Raw genomic sequence first — 17,020 nt, forward strand, 5'->3', positions numbered from 1 at the left:
CTTCCGATCTGCGCGGGCCGCGCCGAGACCGGCCGCCGCGCGGCCGGGGAAGCCGTGCACGGACAGCAGGCGCGCGGCGAAGAGCAGCAGGCCGAGGGCGGCCGGTCCGGCCAGTGGCGCGGGCGGCGAAGAGCAGCAGGCCGAGGGCGGCCGGTCCGGCCAGTGGCGCGGAGCCCGCGACGGCGGTGGCCATGCTGAGCAGGGCGATCAGCGCGACGGCGTACGCGGCGAGGGCCGCGGCCAGGCGGGGGCGTACGGCGTCGGCGAAGTCCGACAGGCCGTGGCTGGGGGCGAGTTGGGCCCTGGAGCGGACAGCGAGCCAGTGCGCGCAGTACGCGGCGGGCAGCAGGGTGAAGGTGAGCGCCGCGATGGTGGCGGCGCCGGCGGTGCGGCCGGTGGCGTGCCCGGCGTACAGCGCGAAGCCGAGCAGGCCGTACGTCCATACTGCGGCGCCCGCGCCGCGCTCGACCCTCAGCGGTCCGATCCGCACGGCGGCCCACAGGACGACGGCGACGAACGCCAGCAGCGGCAGCCGTACGCTCCCGGGGGCTCCGGCCGCCAGCGCGCACACCGCGCCCGGCACCGCCTGCGCGGCTCCGATCCGCCGGCGCGGCAGGGCCCGTTCCCGCTCCTGCGGCGGCGCCTCCAGCCGGCGTACCGCCCTCGGCACCCGCGCGTACAGCTCCTCCGCGAGCCCGAACACGTCCCGGTGCCGCAGACGCCGCGCGGCTCCGTCCGTCACGCCGTGGGCTTCCAGCCCGGCCGCGATCTCCCACTCGTCCACGGCTCCCGCGATCAGCGCCTCGTGCCGGTGCATCACTCCCCGTACGGGGTCGGCGGGCCCCCTGCGCCGCGGCTCGTCCCGCGCGGCCCGTCGCCCGCCGTCGATCCCCACCAACCGCCCTCCGGGCCGCGCCTCCCCACCCGCGTCAGGCCCTTCGGGCGCAGCGCCCGCACCCTCGTCCTCAGCGCCGCCCGGTCGCGGCCGTCGCCGCTCAGGAACCTGGCCGCCGACCAGGACCGAGTCCCCGTCCACGACGGACCCTTCGGATACGGACGCGCCCGCGCGCGTCTCGGCCCGCACAGGGTCCGCGCAGCCGTCCCGGCCCGCCGAATCCCCCTCCGCCTCGGGCCCCTCGGTGACGCGGAGACCCCCGCCTGCGCGCGGCACGCCATCGGCGACCGAGCTGACCGGCGCCGGCCCGCGCCCCTCGGGAACGGAACGGTCGGACACCCCCGAGTCCCCGTCCACGACGGACCCTTCAGATACGGACGCGCCCGCGCGCGTCTCGGCCCGCACAGGGTCCGCGCCGCCGTCCCAGCCCGCCGAATCTGCCTCCGCCTCGGGCCCCTCGGTAACGCGGAGACCCCCGCCTGCGCGCGGCACGCCATCGGCGACCGAGCTGACCGGCACCAGCCCGCGCCCCTCGGGAACGGGACGGTCGGACACCTCCGAGTCCCCGTCCACGACGGACCCTTCGGATACGGACGCGCCCGCGCGCGTCTCGGCCCGCATGAGGTCCGCGCCGGTCACCGATTCGGCACCGTCCGGGTCCGTGACGCGGGCGTCACGCGAGCCGTGCGCCCTGTCTCCACCTGGGTTCGCCGGCCACGGCTCGGGCCGCCGCGCCGAATCCGCGTCCGCCTCCGGCGCCTCGGCGACTCGGAGGTCCGTACCTGAGCGCGACTCGCCGGGCGCCGCTGAGTCCCGGTCCACGAAGGGCACTTCGGATGCGGAAGCGCCCGCACCCGGGCGCGCATCGTCGCGGGGGGAGGCAGCTCCGAACGATTCTGCGCGGGTCGGGTCGGCCGGGACGGCGGGGCGCGGCCCGGCCGGGGCCTCGTCGGAGTGCGGCTGCCGCGCCGGCAGGCGGGAGGCGCCGAAGAGGGCCGTGACCGTCTCGTCGAGGGAGTGGGGGGTGGCCTCGTCGTCGTAGGCGTCTATGTCTATGGCGTCTATGGCGGTGGGGTCGTCGGGCTCGTGGGGCAAGAACGGGAGGGGCGGGGCGGGCGGGGCGGCCTGGGCGGTGAGGCGGGTGAGTAAGGCGTGGGCGGGGGTGGGCGTGGTCATGAGGGGGAGCCTCCGGAGGCGGACGGGGCACCTACGGGTTCGGGGGTGCGGGACCAGGCGGGGCGGGCGGGGGTGGGGGCGAGGCGGGCCGGGACGTGCGACTCGGCGGGGACCGTGAAGGGCCGCGGATCGCCCGCCGCGTCGAGCAGCGGCTCGCGCCGCACGGGATGGTGCGCGACCACGTCGAGATAGCTCTCGCGGAAGGCGTCCACGCACCGGGTCACGGTGAAGAGCGCGAGCGCCCGCTCCCGGGCCGCGGCGCCGAGCCGCGACGCCCGCTCGGGCCCGCGCAGCAGATCGACGGCGGCGTCCGCCAGCGCCTTGGGGTTGCGCGGCGGCACGACGAGCCCGGTGCCGCCGATGACCTCGCGGACGGCCCCCACGTCGGTGGACACGGTGGGCCGCCCGCAGAACATCGCCTCGACCAGGCTCAGCGGAAAGCCTTCCGCGCTGCTGGAGAGCACCACGACGTCGCCCGCGGCGTACGCGTCGGCCAGTTCGGGCGCGCCGGGCGACCCGATCTCCTCGAAGCTCACGGGACTCTCGCCGACGGCGTTGGCGTCGGCGGCCTCGTAGGGAAAGAGCTGCGCGGCGAGCGTCCGACAGTGCCCGAGGTAGGAGGCGGCGCGTTCGTCGGCGGCGCGCAGCCGCAGGTAGAAGATCCGCAGCCGCGCCCTCGGCTCGTCCGCGCGTATCGCGCGGAAGGCGTGCAGCAGCGCGATGAGGTCCTTCGCCGGATCGATCCTGCCGATCCAGGCGAGCGTGGGGTCTGCGTGCGCGGCGGGCGCGGTGGCCTCGGCCTCCGCGGCCTCGCCCGCGAGGGCGAACCGTGCCGCGTCGATCCCCGGATAGATGGTCCGCATCCGGTCGCGCGGCGCCCCGCACCGCTCCTGCCAGCGCCGCACATGCGTGGAGCCGGGCGTGACGAGCGCGGCCTGCCGGTAGCCCTCCCCTGCGAGCAGCCGGTGGTAGTCGCCGAGCAACACCCGTACGGCTCCGGCCAGTCCGGCCGCGCGGTTCCCGAGCAGCGCTTCCCGTACCCGCACGGTGTACTCGGTGACGATGAGCGGCGTTCCGCAGAACCGTTTGGCCAGGAGTCCGGGCAAGGCCGCCGGGCCGCCGGACACGGCGTGGCAGACGTCGACGGCGCCCAGTTCACCGGACCCGTACCAGGGCGCGGACAGCGGCCTGAGCTGGCGTTCCAACAGCTCGGCTACGGCGAGGAGTTCGGTGACGACGATGTCGCCGAGCACGGGACGTACGCCGGGGGCGCGGCACGCCGACTCCAGGGCGGCGAGGGCGTCCTCGCCGCGCAACAGGTCGGGCAGGCCGCCGTGTTCTGCGGCGACCTCGGCGAGACCGTACAGCCCGGAGGCGAAACGGTCCGCCCGGTCGGCGGAGCCGAGCCCGGCGCCGCCGGCCAGCGCCGCGGCGAGGTCGCGGTAGTGGGTGAGGAAGTCGGCGCGTCTGGCGCGTCTGGCCGCCCGGCCGCCGCCGCACGTCGGCGCGAGGGCGGCGGCCGGGGGCTCCCCCCAGAGGCGTTCCGCGCGGAACCGCCGTACGTGCGACGGCACTTCGACGCGGCCCCCCGCCTCCGTCCGTGGTGACCGGCTGAGCGCGTACACGTCGAATTCGTGGTGCGCGAGACCGCGGACGAGCCGGTCGCACCACGCACCCCCTTCACCTCGCGCATACGGGTAACCACCCTCGGTGAGCAATGCGATACGCACGTGTACGCCCCCTCTCTCCCTGGCTCGGCCACAACGGAATCTCGGCCGGGTGGCGCCCACGGGACCTGCGTCCGCCCGGCGCGAAGACGTTATTCCGGTACGGCGGTGGCGCGGCGGACGGTTGTCCACCGCGCCACCAAAAGGGGTGAACGGGCGTAACTTCTCACACTGCCACGCGTTGATGTGACCTAAGGTGCGGTCACCATCACGCTCCGCAGTTCCTTCCGGTCCGCCCTGCGGGCCGCGGATTCGGCCGGGTCCAGCACCGGGACGGCCGCCAACAGGCCCTTGGTGTACGGGTCCTGGGGAGCGTCGTAGACCTCGTCGACCGTGCCGGACTCCACGATCCGGCCGCCGCGCATCACCGCGACGCGGTCGCTCACCTGCCGTACCACCGCGAGGTCATGGGCGATAAAGACCAGCGACAGGCCGAGGTCGCGGCGGAGTTCCGCGAGCAGCGCGACGACCTGCGCCTGCGTGGTGACGTCCAGCGCGGAGACCGGCTCGTCGCACACGACGAGTTTCGGCTCGGGCGCCAGGGCCCGTGCGATACCCACGCGTTGGCGCTGTCCGCCGCTGAACTCGTGCGGGTACCTGTGGTACCACTCCGGGTCGAGGCCGACCCGCTCCAGCAGTTCCTTCACCCGGCCGACGACGGCCTTGTCGCTCAGTTCGCCCGCCGCCCGCAGCGGGTCCGCGATGGACTCGCCAATGCTGCGGCGCGGGTTGAGCGAGGAGACCGGGTCCTGGAAGACCATTTGCAGTTCGCGCCGCAGCGGGCGCAGCGCCTTGTCCCCCAGCCCGCCGATCTCCCGGCCCCGGTAGCGGATCTCGCCCGCGCTCGGGTCGAGCAGCCGCACGAGCATCCGCCCGAGCGTGGTCTTCCCGCTGCCGCTCTCGCCCACGATGCCGAGCGTCTCCCCGGCCCGTACGACCAGCGACACGTCGTCCACGGCGGTCAGCCGCTGCCGTCCCTTCCCGAACTCCCGCCGCAGGCCGGTCACTTCCAGCAGCGGCTCGGCGCCGGAGCCCTCGCTCCCACCGGGCCGCGCGCCTGAAGCGCCCAACAACCCGCCCGACGGCCTGTCCGCCAACGTGTCCGCCGACCGCGGGTCAAGCCTCGGCACCGCCGACAGCAGCGCCCGCGTGTAGTCGTGCGCCGGGGCGGCCAGCACGTCGGCGACCGGGCCGCGTTCGACGGCGGCGCCGTCCCGCATGACGAGGATGTCGTCCACGCTCCCGGCGACGACGCCCAGGTCGTGGGTGACGAGCAGCAGCCCCATGCCGGTCTCGGCCCGCAGTTCGTACAGCAGGTCGAGGATCTGGGCCTGGACGGTGACGTCGAGGGCCGTCGTGGGCTCGTCCGCGATGAGCAGACGCGGTTCGCACGCCAACGCCATGGCGATCAGGGCGCGTTGGCGCATGCCGCCGCTGAATTCGTGCGGCCGGGAGCGGGAGCGGCGGGCCGCGTCGGGGATGCCGACCCGGTCCAGGACCTCGACGGCGCGGGCCCGCGCGGCGGCGCGCGAGCCGCGGTGGTGCACCCGGTAGACCTCGGCGATCTGGTCGCCGACGGCGTAGTAGGGGTCGAGCGAGGACAGCGGGTCCTGGAAGACTATGGCGGCGACCGCGCCGCGCAGCGTGCGCAACTCGGCGTCGTCCGCGCCGAGTACGTCGGTCCCGGCGACCCGTACGGTCCCCGAGACCCGCGCGCCCGTACCGCGGTGCAGGCCGAGCAGGGCGTAGGCGGTCGCGCTCTTGCCGGAGCCCGACTCGCCGACGAGGCCGAGCGCGCCGCCCGCGCCGAGCGTGAAGTCGAGCCCGTCGACGGCCCGTACGGCCCCGCCCTCGGTGGGGAATTCGATCCGCAGTCCCGCGACCTCCACCAACGGGGCTGCCTGGTCGGTGAGTTGTCCGGTCATGCCAGTACCACCCGTCGGTCGGCCACCGCGTACAGCACGTCGGCGACAGCGTTGGCCACGACGACGGCCAGGCCCATGACCAGCACGATCCCGACCACCACCGGCACGTCCTTGATCTGTACGGACTGCACGAGCTGCTGCCCGAGTCCGGGGATGTTGAACAGCGTCTCGGTGAGCAGCGCGCCGCCGAACATCGTGCCGAGGTCCAGTGCGGACAGCGCGATCACCGGGGTCAGCGCGCCCCGCAGCGCGTGCCGTACGACGATGGCCCGCTCGCTGACGCCGTACGCGCGGAAGGTGCGGATGTGGTCCTCCGCCAGCGTCTCCAGCATCGAACTGCGGGTCAGCCGGGCGTACTTGGCGGCCTCCACCAGGGCGAGGGCGAGCCAGGCCAGCAGCAGATTCCACGCCCACTGCTGCGGGTCCTCGGTGAGCGGGACGTACGAGGGGTACGGCAGCCACTGGAGCCAGGAGCAGAAGAGCAGGAGCAGCAGGATGCCCGTGATGAACACCGGGGTCGCGGTGCCGACCAGGGTGAAGCCGGTCAGCGCCCGTTCGGTGACGGTGCCGCGCCGCAGCGCGGAGAGCAGTCCGGTGCCGACGCCGATGACCAGCCACAGCGCCATCGCGCCGAAGGCGAGCGACGCGGTGGCGGGCAGCTTCTCGCCGACCATCGACGTGACGAGTTCGCCGGTGCGGTACGACTGGCCGAGGCAGGGCGCCGGGCAGTGCAGCACGTCCGTGCCGGTGCTGTAGTCGTGACCGGCGACGATGCCGCCGAGGAAGTGCCAGAACTGCGCGTACACCGGGTCGTCGAGGCCCATCTGGCCGCGGATCTGCGCGACTTGGGCGGTGGAGCACTTGGGTCCACAGGCCAGCCGGGCCGCGTCGCCGGGCGCGAGGTAGAAGCACGCGTAGAGCACGGCGGCCAGGACGAGGAGGACGACGAGGGCCTGGAAGAGCCGCCGCACGAGGAAGCGGATCACGCGCCGTCCACCGCCTCGGTGTCCGAAGAGGCGTCCGCCTTCGCCGACTTGCGTCCCGTCCCCACCCGCAGCCTGCTGGCGACCCGCGGGTCCAGCGCCGTACGCACACCGTCCGCGAAGACGGTGAAGGCGAGCACGGTCACGAAGAGCAGCAGGGCGGGCAGCAGCACGTACGCGGAGTCGGCCTGGTACCAGGTCGAGGCGCTGGAGAGCATCTGCCCCCAGGAGGGGGTGGGCGGGGTGACGCCGATGCCGAGGAAGGACAGGCCCGCCTCGGAGACGATGTTGGAGGGCAGCAGGATCGCCGCGTAGGTGACGACGGGCGCGACCAGCGCGGGCAGCAGTTCGCGGCGTGCGGTCCGCCACCGGCTGGAGCCCGCGAGCCGTGAAGCGGCCACGTAGTCGAGGGACTTGAGGGTGAGCACCTGCGCGCGGACGATCTTCGCGATGCCGCCCCAGGCGAGCAGCCCGAGCACCAGCATTAGCAGCACCGGCCGCGGGAAGCCGTCGGGGACGACCGCGAGCAGCGCGATGGCGAAGATCAGCGCGGGCATGGTGACGAAGACGTCGGTGATCCGGCTGAGCACGCTGTCGAGGAACCGGTTGCCCAGGCCCGCGCCCAGGCCGAGGGCCACACCGAGCGCGACCTGGAGGACGGTGGCGCCGAGGGCCACGACGAGCGAGATCCGCGAGCCGTAGACGAGCCGGGCGAACAGGTCGCGTCCGGTGCCGGGTTCGAGGCCGAGCCAGTGGCTGCCGGAGACACCGCCGAAGGCGCCGACCGGTACGCCGCCGGCCGCGGAGTCGACCAGGTCGGCGTGGTAGGTGGTGGTGTCCTGGCCTTCGAGCGCGGCGAGCAGCGGAGCCGCCACCGCCACCAGGACGAACAGGGCGATGACGGCGCCTCCGACGAGGGCCGCGCGCTGTCCGCGCAGCCGCCGCCAGATCTGCCGGGCCCCGGAGGGAGGCGCCGCGGTGGCGGCGCCCTCCCCCGCGGCCGAGACGGCCGAGAGTGCTTCGACGGTCACGGACTACTTCACCGCGGCCTGCGAGATGTCCAGCACACCGGTCCAGTCGCTGATCACGACGTTCTTGATGTTCTTGCCGAACAACCGCTTGTAGACGGGGTGGAAGAGCGGCACGGTGAGCGCCTGCTCGCCGATCTTCTTGTCCAGCGCGCCCCAGCGGACGGCGGCGGCCTTGAGGTCGGTGATCTTGTTGATCTGGTCGATCTCGTTGTTCACGGCCGGGTCGTCGAGCTGCGCGTTGTTGAAGTTGGCGCCGTCCCTGACGATCTGGCGGCCGTCAAAGATCGGGCCGAGGAAGGGGCCGCCGGACGGCCAGTCCGCGCCCCAGCCGGTGAGGAAGAAGCCGGGCTCGGTCTTCAGGGTGTGGATCTTGTCGGAGAAGGCCGCGTGCTCCTGGCCGTCGAGCTTGACGGTGATCCCGGCCGCCTTGAGGGCTTCCTGGACGGCGGTGGCGACCTCGGGGCCCTGCTCGTCGCCCTTGGTGACGTCGTGGGTGAGCGAGACGGTCAGCCCGTTGGGGTAACCGGCCTCCTTCAGCAGCTCCTTGGCCTTGGCCGGGTCACCGGTCCTGCCCGCGGGGAACGGGTCGTAGGCCGTGTAGCCGAAGGACGCCTGCGCGGGCAGGAAGGTGGTGGCCGGGTCGTTGAGCGACGAGCCGCCCTGCGCGTTGATCACCGTGGTGCGGTTGATCGCGTACGCGATGGCCTGCCGCACCTTGATGTCGTCGAACGGCTTCACCTTCGGGTTGAAGGCGATGTAGTCGGTGTAGCCGAAGTGCCCGGTGCCGACCCGCCCGGCGAGGTTCTTGTCGCCGCTCACCTTGGCCAGCTCGGCCGGGCCGAGGTTGGTGTCGGTGGTGACCGCGTCCGCGTCCTTGCCGACGCCCGCCGACAGACGCTGGTTGATCACGGCCTGGTCGAGGCCGGACCGCACGTCGATGGTGTCGGGGTACGCCTTGCGCTGGTCGTCGGTGGCGGCCGACCAGTTGGGGTTGCGCTTCAGCACCAGGTGCTCGCCGTTGTTCTCGTTGCTGACCACCTTGTACGGGCCGGAGGAGACCGGGTGCGCCGCGTATGCGGCGCCGGTGTCCTTGGCCTTGGGCACCGGCGCGAAGGAGGTCTGCGTGGCGAGCAGCGGGAATTCGCCCTCGGGCTTGTTCAGGTGGAAGACGATGGTCTTCGCGTCGGGCGTCTCGATCGAGGACAGGCCCTTGGGGTCCTTGTACGGGCCCTGGTAGTCGGCCGCGCCGACCAGCCAGTCCCGCAGGTAGGGCGCGCCGCCGGACAGCTCGGCGGCGAAGGACCGCTCGATGTCGTACTTGATGTCGGCGGTGGTGATGGGCGAACCGTCCTCGTACGTGAGGCCGTCCTTGAGGTGGTACGTCCACACCGTGGCGTTCTCGCTGGGCTCGCCGGTGGTGGTGGCCAGGTCGGGGACGACCTTGGCGCCCGCGGCGCCGTCGGCGCGGTTGCGGGTGGTGAGCGTCCGGTAGACCAGGGACGGCACATTGCCGCCGCCGGAGGTGTAGAGCCGGGCGGGGTCGAAGTTCTCCTGCGCCTGGTTGTTCAGGACGTACAGCGTGCCGCCCTTGCCCGGCTTGCCGTCGCCGCCCGCCGTGGCGTCGTCACCGTTCTTGGGGCCGCAGGCGACGGCCCCTCCGGCAAGGGCCAGACCGACGGCTATCACGCCTATGCGGCGGGATGTGGAGGACAGTTGACGCATCAGAGGAACCTTTCGCGGCAGCGAGGAGGGGCGCGCACAGCGGTGCGCGCGAACAGCGGAAGCGGGTCGTGACGAGCGGGACCGAAGGGTCTTGCCGGAGCAGCCCGCGGCGGAGGAGACGCCGTCCTGGGACGGCGGCCGGGCCTCTACGCGGTGGGCTGGATGCGGTCAGCGACAGCGAACGTCGGCGACGCAGTGCGCGGCCACGCCGATGAGCGCCAGCTCGATGCCGGCGCGTGCATACGGATGTGCGTGGTGGTGCTGCATGGACAGAAGCGTGCAGCGACGCGACACCAATTGTCAAAGCCAGATCAATACGATCTCAAACGATCACTTATGGATCGCACCGCTGAGCGGGTCCGCGCCTACGGGGTGCGGACGGCTCCGTCTACGGGTACGGCCACGCGTTCGGCTTGCAGGTGGGGCCGCCGTCGAGCGACAGGAATTTGGTCTGCTGCATCATCACCGGGGCCGGGGCGCCCTCCTTGGGGCAGCCGACGTGGCTGTGCCCGAGACGGTGCCCGACCTCGTGGTTGATCAGCATCTGCCGGTACTCGTGCACCCGCGCGGCGCCGTATGTCCCGGCGCCCTGCGCCCACCGGTAGGCGTTGATCATCGTGCGCGGAGTTGACGCGGAGTCACATGACACGTTCTCAACTGTCGTGTCCAGACCGGACTTCGCACACCACTTCGCGGTGGTGCCGGGGCTGGCGAGCGTAATGACGATGTCCGCGGGGCCTGTGGAGACCCGCTCGAAGGACATCTGGCCGCCGTGGCCCCAACTCCGGCTGTCGTTCAGGGTCTTGAAGACGGTGTCGCTGAAGAGCTGCGCGTTCAGCGGCAGCCCGCGCTCGACGTCCACCCGGAAGCGCATCACCTTGCCCCTGCCCGGCGCGGCCTGGTGGCCACCGACCGTGCTGAAGGCGCCGGACAGCTTCAGGTCCGGGTCCAGCGGATAGAGCTTGGCCATCAGCTCGTCGTACGTGGCGGCGGCGGGCGTCGCCGTCGGGGCCCCCGCGGGCGCGCTCGCGGCGCCGGACGCGCGGTCCTGCGAGCGCGACGCCTCGTCGGCCGCCGAGCGCGTCGCGGTGTCCTTGCCGCTGTCCTCGCTGTGCCGTTTCTCACTTCCGCTGACCTGTCCCGCGACCACCACGGCGAGCACCGTGACGACGGCCGCGGCGGCGATCCCGCTGAGCGTGCGCCCCTTGCCGCCGGATTTGGTGTCCACGGCCGTGCCCGCGTCCGCCGCCGGCTCAGGGTCCGGCTCGGGCGCGGCGGCCGGGCCGCCGGGCGGCGGGTCCGCGGGCCCTTCCGGCTCCTGCGGACCGAAGGCGTCGAGGAATTCCTGCCGCGGGCGCGGGATCAGCCGTCCCGGCGCCTGCATCTGGCCGGGGCCTGGGGCCTGGGCGTGCCGGGCGTACGGGCCCTGCCCCTGGCCGAGCGCGGGTCCCGCGGGCGGGGAGCTCAGCGCGGACGCGGTGTCGTACGCCTCCCAGTCCTCCGCCCACTCGTCCACGAGGTCGAAGGGCAGCTCGCGGGTGCGCGGCGGGCCGGAGTAGCGGCCGCTGTCCGCCGCCCAGTCGTCGGCCGGGCCCCACGCGGTGTGCTCGCGGTGCTCGGGGTGGGCGGGCGCAGGACCGCCGTGGTCCTGCGGCCGGTACTGCGGGAAGCTCCCCGTGTCGTGGCCGGACAGCGGTCCCGGACCGCGGCGGCGGCGCCCGCTGCCGGGGACGCCGGGCCGCAGGGGTCCTGGGCCGCCCGGCATTCCGGGCGCGCCCGGTATGCCGTTGTCACGGCCGTCCTGACCGTCCCGTGCGCTGTGCTTACCCACGTCGCCCACCCACGTCCTCGATCAGCTCCCGGTCGCCTCGGCGCCGGCGGGCCCCGCGTCCGTACGGCCCCGGCCGTCGTCCTCGGCTTCCGCGACCTCGTCCTGGAGGTCACGGAAGCCCCGGGCCACCAGCTCGGGGTGCTCCATCATCGCCACATGGCCGCCGTCGGGGATGACCAACAGCCGGGAATCGCGGAAAGCCCTGGCCGCCCGGCGGGCGACCTTGACCGAGACGAGCTTGTCCCGGCCGCCGTACACGAGCAGCGTAGGGGCGAGCACGCGCTCCGCCTGCCGCCACAGCGAATGCTGGCCACCGAGTGTGTACGCGTCCACGATCCCACGGGTGGAACGCACCATGACGTCCCAGAAATACGGCAGTTCGATCCGCCGCTGGTATTCGACGACCGCGTCGGCGCGGGCCTGCTCGCCGACCACCCCCGGGTCGCCGTAACAGAGCGCCAGCAGCTCCTGGGTCCTGCGCTCGGCCGGCCAGTTCCTGGTCGCGCGCAGATACAGCGCGGGGACGCCGGGCACCGAGAGCAGGCCGGTGGGCCAGGCGGTGCGCTGCGGCGGCAGCTCGGGGAGCGCGGGCGAGACCAGGGTGAGGGTGCGGACCAGGTCCGGCCGGGCGGCGGCGACCTTGACGGCCACCGCGCCGCCCAGCGAATTCCCGAAGAGGTGGACCGGGCCGCGCCGCTCGGCCTCCAGCAGCCGGACCACCGCCCGCGCGTGCCCCGGGATCGAGTAGTCGCCGTCGTCGGGCGGCGGGGAATGGCCGAATCCCGGCAGGTCCAGCGCCTGCCCCGCGACCCGGCCGGCCAGCGCGGCCATCAGCGCCGACCAGTTCTGCGAGGAACCGCCGAGGCCGTGCACGAAGAGCGCGGGCGCCGTCCCCGGCCCGTCCGTACCGCGCGATCTGACCACCAGGGTGAGGCCGGGCAGGCTCGCGGTGTGCACCGATTCCCCCGGGGCGAGCCGCGGCCCGGACGGGAGGAGGACCGCCGGTTCTGCGGCCGTCTGGGGAACGTCGGTCGAGGGCATGGATGAATGTTACGAGACGATCACGCGTGAGGCCGCGTGTTCGCGGTCACAAGAACCTCCGCAAGGGCCGGAAGCCGCCACCCGCTCCCTCGGACGGGCGCCGCGCACCGCGCACGGAAGCCGCCGTGCACGCGCCTGCCCGGCCGCCTACGCTCAAAGGTGTGGCCAGGGGCGAGGCAGGAGAAGGCAGGAGAAGGCAGAAGAAGGAGGGGCCATGTCCGAGAACACCGGGAACGGCAGCGGGGACATCGAACGCTTCGAGCGTGAGGCCGACGAATTCGACGCCGCCCAGATCGCCCGCGACACCGATCTGGATCTGGAAGCGCCGGAGGCCGACACCGCGGAACAGCACGCGGAACTGCTCCAGCGGCAGGACGAGCCGATCATCGCGCGCCCCTCCCACCAGGTGGAAGAGGCCGATCCGGCCGACGCGGCGGAGCAGCAAAGGGTCGTCGCGCCGGACGAGGACGACTACCGCTGACGGTCGCCGCTCACCGACGGATTCCGCAGGCGCTCTCGCGCGGAGGTTCCAGGTAGTGAGAATGTGCGACCGCACGGCGCACAGGGTCGTTACTGAAAAGTACGATGGCCATCGCAGTGTTCTTTCGTTCCTCACTTCAGATTTGGGAGGCGGCGTGACAGCCATCGAGCAAGCTCAGGCGAGGCCGCGCGGCACACGCCTGCCCCGCCGGGCCCGACGTGAACAATTGCTGGGCGCGGCCCAGGAAGTCTTCGTGGCGCAGGGTTACCACTCGGCCGCGATGGACGACATCGCCGAGCGGGCCGGCGTGAGCAAGCCCGTGCTCTACCAGCACTTCCCCGGCAAGCTGGAGCTCTACCTCGCGCTGCTCGACCAGCACTGCGAGTCCCTGCTGCACTCGGTGCGGACCGCGCTGGCGTCCACCACGGACAACAAGAAGCGCGTCGAGGCCACCATGGACGCGTACTTCGCCTACGTCGAGGACGAGGGCGGCGCCTTCCGGCTGGTCTTCGAGTCCGACCTGACCAACGAGCCCGCGGTCCGCGAGCGCGTCGACAAGGTCTCGCTCCAGTGCGCCGAGGCGATCAGCGAGGTCATCGCGGAGGACACCGGGCTCTCCCGCGACCAGTCGATGCTGCTGGCCGTCGGCCTCGGCGGCGTCTCCCAGGTCGTCGCCCGCTACTGGCTGGCGAGCCAGAGCACCGTGCCGCGCGACACCGCGGTGGACCTGCTGACCTCCCTGGCCTGGCGCGGTATCGCCGGATTCCCGCTGCACGGCGCGGAGGGCCACCACTGAGGCGGTGGTGCCCCACCGGCCGTCCGAGGCGCCGGACAGGCCCGGGGGCCTGTTCGCTCACGGCGTTGCCGAGGTACGGATTTCCACCGGCCGCTCCGGGCTAGTCTTTGCTGCGTACGGCGCGAAACCAACCGCGCACACCGCCAGACCATCGGAGGTATCCAAGCCGTGGAGGTCAAGATCGGCGTGCAGCACGCGCCGCGCGAGATCAACATCGAGAGCGCGCAGTCCGTCGCGGAGGTCGAGCAGGCCGTCGCCGACGCGCTGTCCGGCGCCTCGAAGCTGCTGAGTCTGACGGATGAGCACGGCCGCAAGGTCCTGATCCCCGCCGACCGGCTCGCGTACGTGGAGATCGGCGAGCCGTCCGCCCGCAAGGTCGGTTTCGGCGCTTCGCTCTGAACGTCCGGCCCTGAAAGGGGCCGAAAGGGCGGCAACCGGTGCAACCGGTTGCCGCCCTTCGTTTTGTCCTGGCCTCCACGGGGGTAGGACCAGAGCGCACCGGTCCGTACCAGCCGTACCACCGGAAAGGGATCACGATGCTCTGGGAAGCCGTCGCCTACGTCGCCCTCGGGCTCGGCGCCGCCTACGCCGCCGCCCGCCTCTTCCCGCTCCGACTCCCGTTGAGTCCGCTGCTGCTGGCCACAGGACCGATCGCCGCGCTGCTCGGCGGCCTCGTCACCCGCACGATCGTCGGCCCCGGCCACCCCGAGGCGACGCTGCCCGCCGCGCTTGCGGTGGGAGCGGCCATGCTGAGCGTCCTGGCCCGCCCGCCGAAGCGTGGCCGCCATGCCAAAGTGACCGTGTCGAGCGTCTGACGCGGCCACCGGCGTCCTCAGGGGCGCCTACCCGACCGGGGCCGCGTGGCGCGGTGAGCTGTTACGCGGCCAGTCCCAGCGCGGCCATCCGCTTGGTGTGCGCCTCGGTGATACGCGAGAACATCCGCCCGACCTCGGCGAGGTCGAAGCCGTCGGCGACCCCGCCGACGAGCATGGTGGACAGCGCGTCGCGGTCGGCGACCACCCGCTGCGCCTGTGACAGGGCCTCGCCCATCAGCCGTCGCGCCCACAGCGCGAGCCGGCCGCCGACGCGCGGCTCGGCGGCGATGGCGGCGCGCACCTTCTCCACGGCGAAGGTCGCGTGCCCGGTGTCGTCCAGGACGGCGAGCACCAGCGTGCGCGTATCGGTGTCGAGCCGGGCGGCGACCTCGCGGTAGAAGTCGGAGGCGATGGAGTCGCCGACGTACGCCTTGACGAGCCCTTCGAGCCAGTCCGAGGGCGCGGTCTGCCGGTGGAATTCGTCCAGCGCGGCGCCGAAGGGCTGCATCGCCTTGTTCGCCGACTCGCCGATCTCGGTGAGCCGGTCGCGCAGCCGCTCGAAGTGGTGGAACTCGGCGGCGGCCATCGCGGCCAGCTCCGCCTTGTCCTCCAGGGTCGGCGCGAGTTTCGCGTCGTCCGCGAGCCGTTCGAAAGCGGCCAGCTCGCCGTACGCCAGCGCCCCGAGCAGATCGACGACGGCGGCCCGGTACTGCGGGTCCGCGGACGCGGCGGTCCAGTCCTGGGCGGCGATTCCGGTGGCGGGCGGGGTGTTCTCGTCAGGCGTCTCCATGCTGGGCACAATAGCCAAGTCGGAGCGGCCCGTACGCACCCGCGCGGTGATCTTCGCGGGGCCGGTGACAGGCCGATGACGTGCCGGTGCCGTCCCGAACGAAACATTTGATCGGGTGCAGCTACGTGTTTCCGGGGTAGAGTGGTATTGCACCCGCCGAAAATCGGCTTGCTTCCGATCCTCGGCGGGCGACGTATGCAACACCTGGATGCCCGGTCGGTGGCCCGATCGGCTCCGACACCGACCGCCCTCCTGACATCGGGAGGGGCCCACTCGCGACACGAGCGAGGGCAGCGGTCCCGCGCTGCACAGCCACCCACGGCTGTACGACACCTCTGCGCGGTCAGTGACCGGCGTCGTCTTTTCCGCGACACGGCCGCTCGACCCCCCTCGCCGCACAGTGCCGCGTCTCACAGAAGAGGCAAGCATCCTGTCCACCACCACGACTTTCCGCAGTCTCGGCATCCTGGCCGAGACCGCCGAGGCCCTTGAGGCCGTCGGCATCATCACCCCCTTCCCGATCCAGGAGATGACGCTCCCGGTCGCCCTCGCGGGCAACGACGTCATCGGCCAGGCCAAGACCGGCACGGGCAAGACCCTCGGTTTCGGTCTGCCGCTGCTTGAGCGCGTCACCGTGACCGCCGACGTCGAGGCCGGGCGCGCCACCGCCGACCGGCTCACCGACGCCCCGCAGGCCCTGGTCGTCGTCCCCACCCGCGAGCTGTGCCAGCAGGTCACCAACGACCTGCTGACGGCCGGCAAGGTCCGGAACGTACGCGTGCTCGCGATCTACGGCGGCCGGGCGTACGAGCCGCAGGTCGACGCGCTCAAGAAGGGCGTCGACGTGATCGTCGGCACCCCGGGCCGCCTGCTGGACCTCGCGGGCCAGAAGAAGCTCAATCTCCAGCACATCCGTTCGCTCGTCCTGGACGAGGCCGACGAGATGCTCGACCTGGGCTTCCTGCCCGACGTCGAGAAGATCATGGGCATGCTGCCGGTCAAGCGGCAGACGATGCTGTTCTCCGCGACCATGCCCGGCGCCGTGATCAGCCTGGCCCGCCGCTACATGTCGCAGCCCACCCACATCCGCGCCACCGCGCCGGACGACGAGGGCGCGACCGTCGCGAACACCACGCAGCACGTCTTCCGCGCCCACTCGCTGGACAAGGTCGAGCTGGTCTCCCGCATCCTCCAGGCCGAAGGCCGCGGTCTCGCGATGATCTTCTGCCGTACGAAGCGGACCGCCGCCGACGTCGCCGAGCAGTTGGAGAAGCGCGGTTTCGCCTCCGGCGCGGTCCACGGCGACCTCGGCCAGGGCGCGCGCGAGCAGGCGCTGCGGGCGTTCCGCAACGGCAAGGTCGACGTGCTGGTCTGCACCGACGTGGCCGCGCGCGGTATCGACGTCGAGGGCGTCACGCACGTCATCAACTACCAGACGCCCGAGGACGAGAAGACCTATCTGCACCGCATCGGCCGCACCGGCCGCGCGGGCGCCTCGGGTATCGCGATCACGCTGGTCGACTGGGACGACATCCCGCGCTGGCAGCTCATCAACAAGGCGCTGGTGCTGTCCTTCAACGACCCGGAGGAGACGTACTCGACGTCTCCGCACCTCTACGAGCTGCTGGGCATCCCGGTCGGCACGAAGGGGATACTGCCTCGGGCGGACCGGACGCGTGCCGGTCTCGACGCCGAGGTCGTCGAGGACCTGGGCGAGACCGGTGGCCGCGGCGCCCGTGGCAACGGCCGCCGGCCGGCCGGCGGCAAGCCCGCCGCCGCCCCCGTCGAGGACCGCCCGGCCCGTACG

At 72.8% G+C, this 17,020-nt stretch carries 15 protein-coding genes; 5 read left to right on the top strand and 10 right to left on the bottom strand.

The genetic code is table 11. The annotated features are described in order from the left end of the window. The 9 genes from BGM09_RS12335 to BGM09_RS12370 all read right to left on the bottom strand — a co-directional run. Positions 1 to 895 (bottom strand): hypothetical protein (locus tag BGM09_RS12335; RefSeq protein ID WP_188281569.1); only part of this gene is annotated, 895 nt, incomplete at its 3' end. A 1,172-nt stretch (positions 896 to 2,067) separates the two neighbouring features. After that, positions 2,068 to 3,801: a DUF3492 domain-containing protein gene (locus BGM09_RS12340; RefSeq protein ID WP_188281570.1), complete on the bottom strand. Its 1,734-nt coding sequence runs from the start codon at positions 3,799 to 3,801 to the stop codon at positions 2,068 to 2,070. A gap of 188 nt (positions 3,802 to 3,989) precedes the next feature. Next, the gene (locus BGM09_RS12345; RefSeq protein WP_188281571.1) at positions 3,990 to 5,723 is read right to left on the bottom strand and encodes a dipeptide ABC transporter ATP-binding protein; all 1,734 of its coding nucleotides are present in this window, start codon (positions 5,721 to 5,723) and stop codon (positions 3,990 to 3,992) included. After that, positions 5,720 to 6,709: an ABC transporter permease gene (locus BGM09_RS12350; RefSeq protein WP_188281572.1), complete on the bottom strand. Its 990-nt coding sequence runs from the start codon at positions 6,707 to 6,709 to the stop codon at positions 5,720 to 5,722. The genes BGM09_RS12345 and BGM09_RS12350 overlap by 4 nt, the downstream gene beginning before the upstream one ends. Then, complete coding sequence (locus BGM09_RS12355; RefSeq protein ID WP_188281573.1) at positions 6,706 to 7,737, bottom strand: ABC transporter permease; 1,032 nt, start codon at positions 7,735 to 7,737, stop codon at positions 6,706 to 6,708. The genes BGM09_RS12350 and BGM09_RS12355 overlap by 4 nt, the downstream gene beginning before the upstream one ends. 3 nt (positions 7,738 to 7,740) lie before the next feature. Further along, complete coding sequence (locus BGM09_RS12360; protein WP_188281574.1) at positions 7,741 to 9,459, bottom strand: ABC transporter substrate-binding protein; 1,719 nt, start codon at positions 9,457 to 9,459, stop codon at positions 7,741 to 7,743. A 168-nt stretch (positions 9,460 to 9,627) separates the two neighbouring features. Beyond that, positions 9,628 to 9,726, bottom strand: a complete 99-nt coding sequence (locus BGM09_RS38820) for an Ms4533A family Cys-rich leader peptide (protein ID WP_317452673.1) — start codon at positions 9,724 to 9,726, stop codon at positions 9,628 to 9,630. Between the two features lie 121 nt (positions 9,727 to 9,847). Next, on the bottom strand, positions 9,848 to 11,290 hold the full coding sequence (locus tag BGM09_RS12365; protein WP_317452674.1) for a DUF3152 domain-containing protein: 1,443 nt from the start codon (positions 11,288 to 11,290) through the stop codon (positions 9,848 to 9,850). Positions 11,291 to 11,311: 21 nt separating this feature from the next. Next, positions 11,312 to 12,331: an alpha/beta fold hydrolase gene (locus BGM09_RS12370; protein ID WP_188281575.1), complete on the bottom strand. Its 1,020-nt coding sequence runs from the start codon at positions 12,329 to 12,331 to the stop codon at positions 11,312 to 11,314. 214 nt (positions 12,332 to 12,545) lie between these two features. On the opposite strand from BGM09_RS12370, the gene BGM09_RS12375 reads away from it, so the two are divergent. The 4 genes from BGM09_RS12375 (at position 12,546) to BGM09_RS12390 (ending at position 14,423) form a co-directional block, all read left to right on the top strand. Continuing rightward, complete coding sequence (locus BGM09_RS12375; protein ID WP_223186728.1) at positions 12,546 to 12,812, top strand: hypothetical protein; 267 nt, start codon at positions 12,546 to 12,548, stop codon at positions 12,810 to 12,812. Between the two features lie 154 nt (positions 12,813 to 12,966). Beyond that, the gene (locus tag BGM09_RS12380; RefSeq protein ID WP_188281576.1) at positions 12,967 to 13,608 is read left to right on the top strand and encodes a TetR/AcrR family transcriptional regulator; all 642 of its coding nucleotides are present in this window, start codon (positions 12,967 to 12,969) and stop codon (positions 13,606 to 13,608) included. 168 nt (positions 13,609 to 13,776) lie between these two features. Beyond that, on the top strand, positions 13,777 to 14,007 hold the full coding sequence (locus tag BGM09_RS12385; RefSeq protein WP_188281577.1) for a DUF3107 domain-containing protein: 231 nt from the start codon (positions 13,777 to 13,779) through the stop codon (positions 14,005 to 14,007). A 137-nt stretch (positions 14,008 to 14,144) separates the two neighbouring features. Beyond that, on the top strand, positions 14,145 to 14,423 hold the full coding sequence (locus tag BGM09_RS12390) for a hypothetical protein (RefSeq protein WP_188281578.1): 279 nt from the start codon (positions 14,145 to 14,147) through the stop codon (positions 14,421 to 14,423). 61 nt (positions 14,424 to 14,484) lie between these two features. Here the strand turns inward: BGM09_RS12390 and BGM09_RS12395 are convergent, their stop codons facing one another. Then, on the bottom strand, positions 14,485 to 15,213 hold the full coding sequence (locus tag BGM09_RS12395) for a ferritin-like fold-containing protein (RefSeq protein WP_188281579.1): 729 nt from the start codon (positions 15,211 to 15,213) through the stop codon (positions 14,485 to 14,487). A gap of 529 nt (positions 15,214 to 15,742) precedes the next feature. Between BGM09_RS12395 and BGM09_RS12400 the strand changes: the two genes are divergently transcribed. Continuing rightward, the coding region (locus tag BGM09_RS12400) for a DEAD/DEAH box helicase (protein ID WP_223186732.1) at positions 15,743 to 17,020 on the top strand (1,278 nt) is incomplete at its 3' end.

It is taken from the genome of Streptomyces sp. CBMA29 (assembly GCF_014596445.1).
In the GTDB taxonomy this organism is placed as follows: domain Bacteria; phylum Actinomycetota; class Actinomycetes; order Streptomycetales; family Streptomycetaceae; genus Actinacidiphila.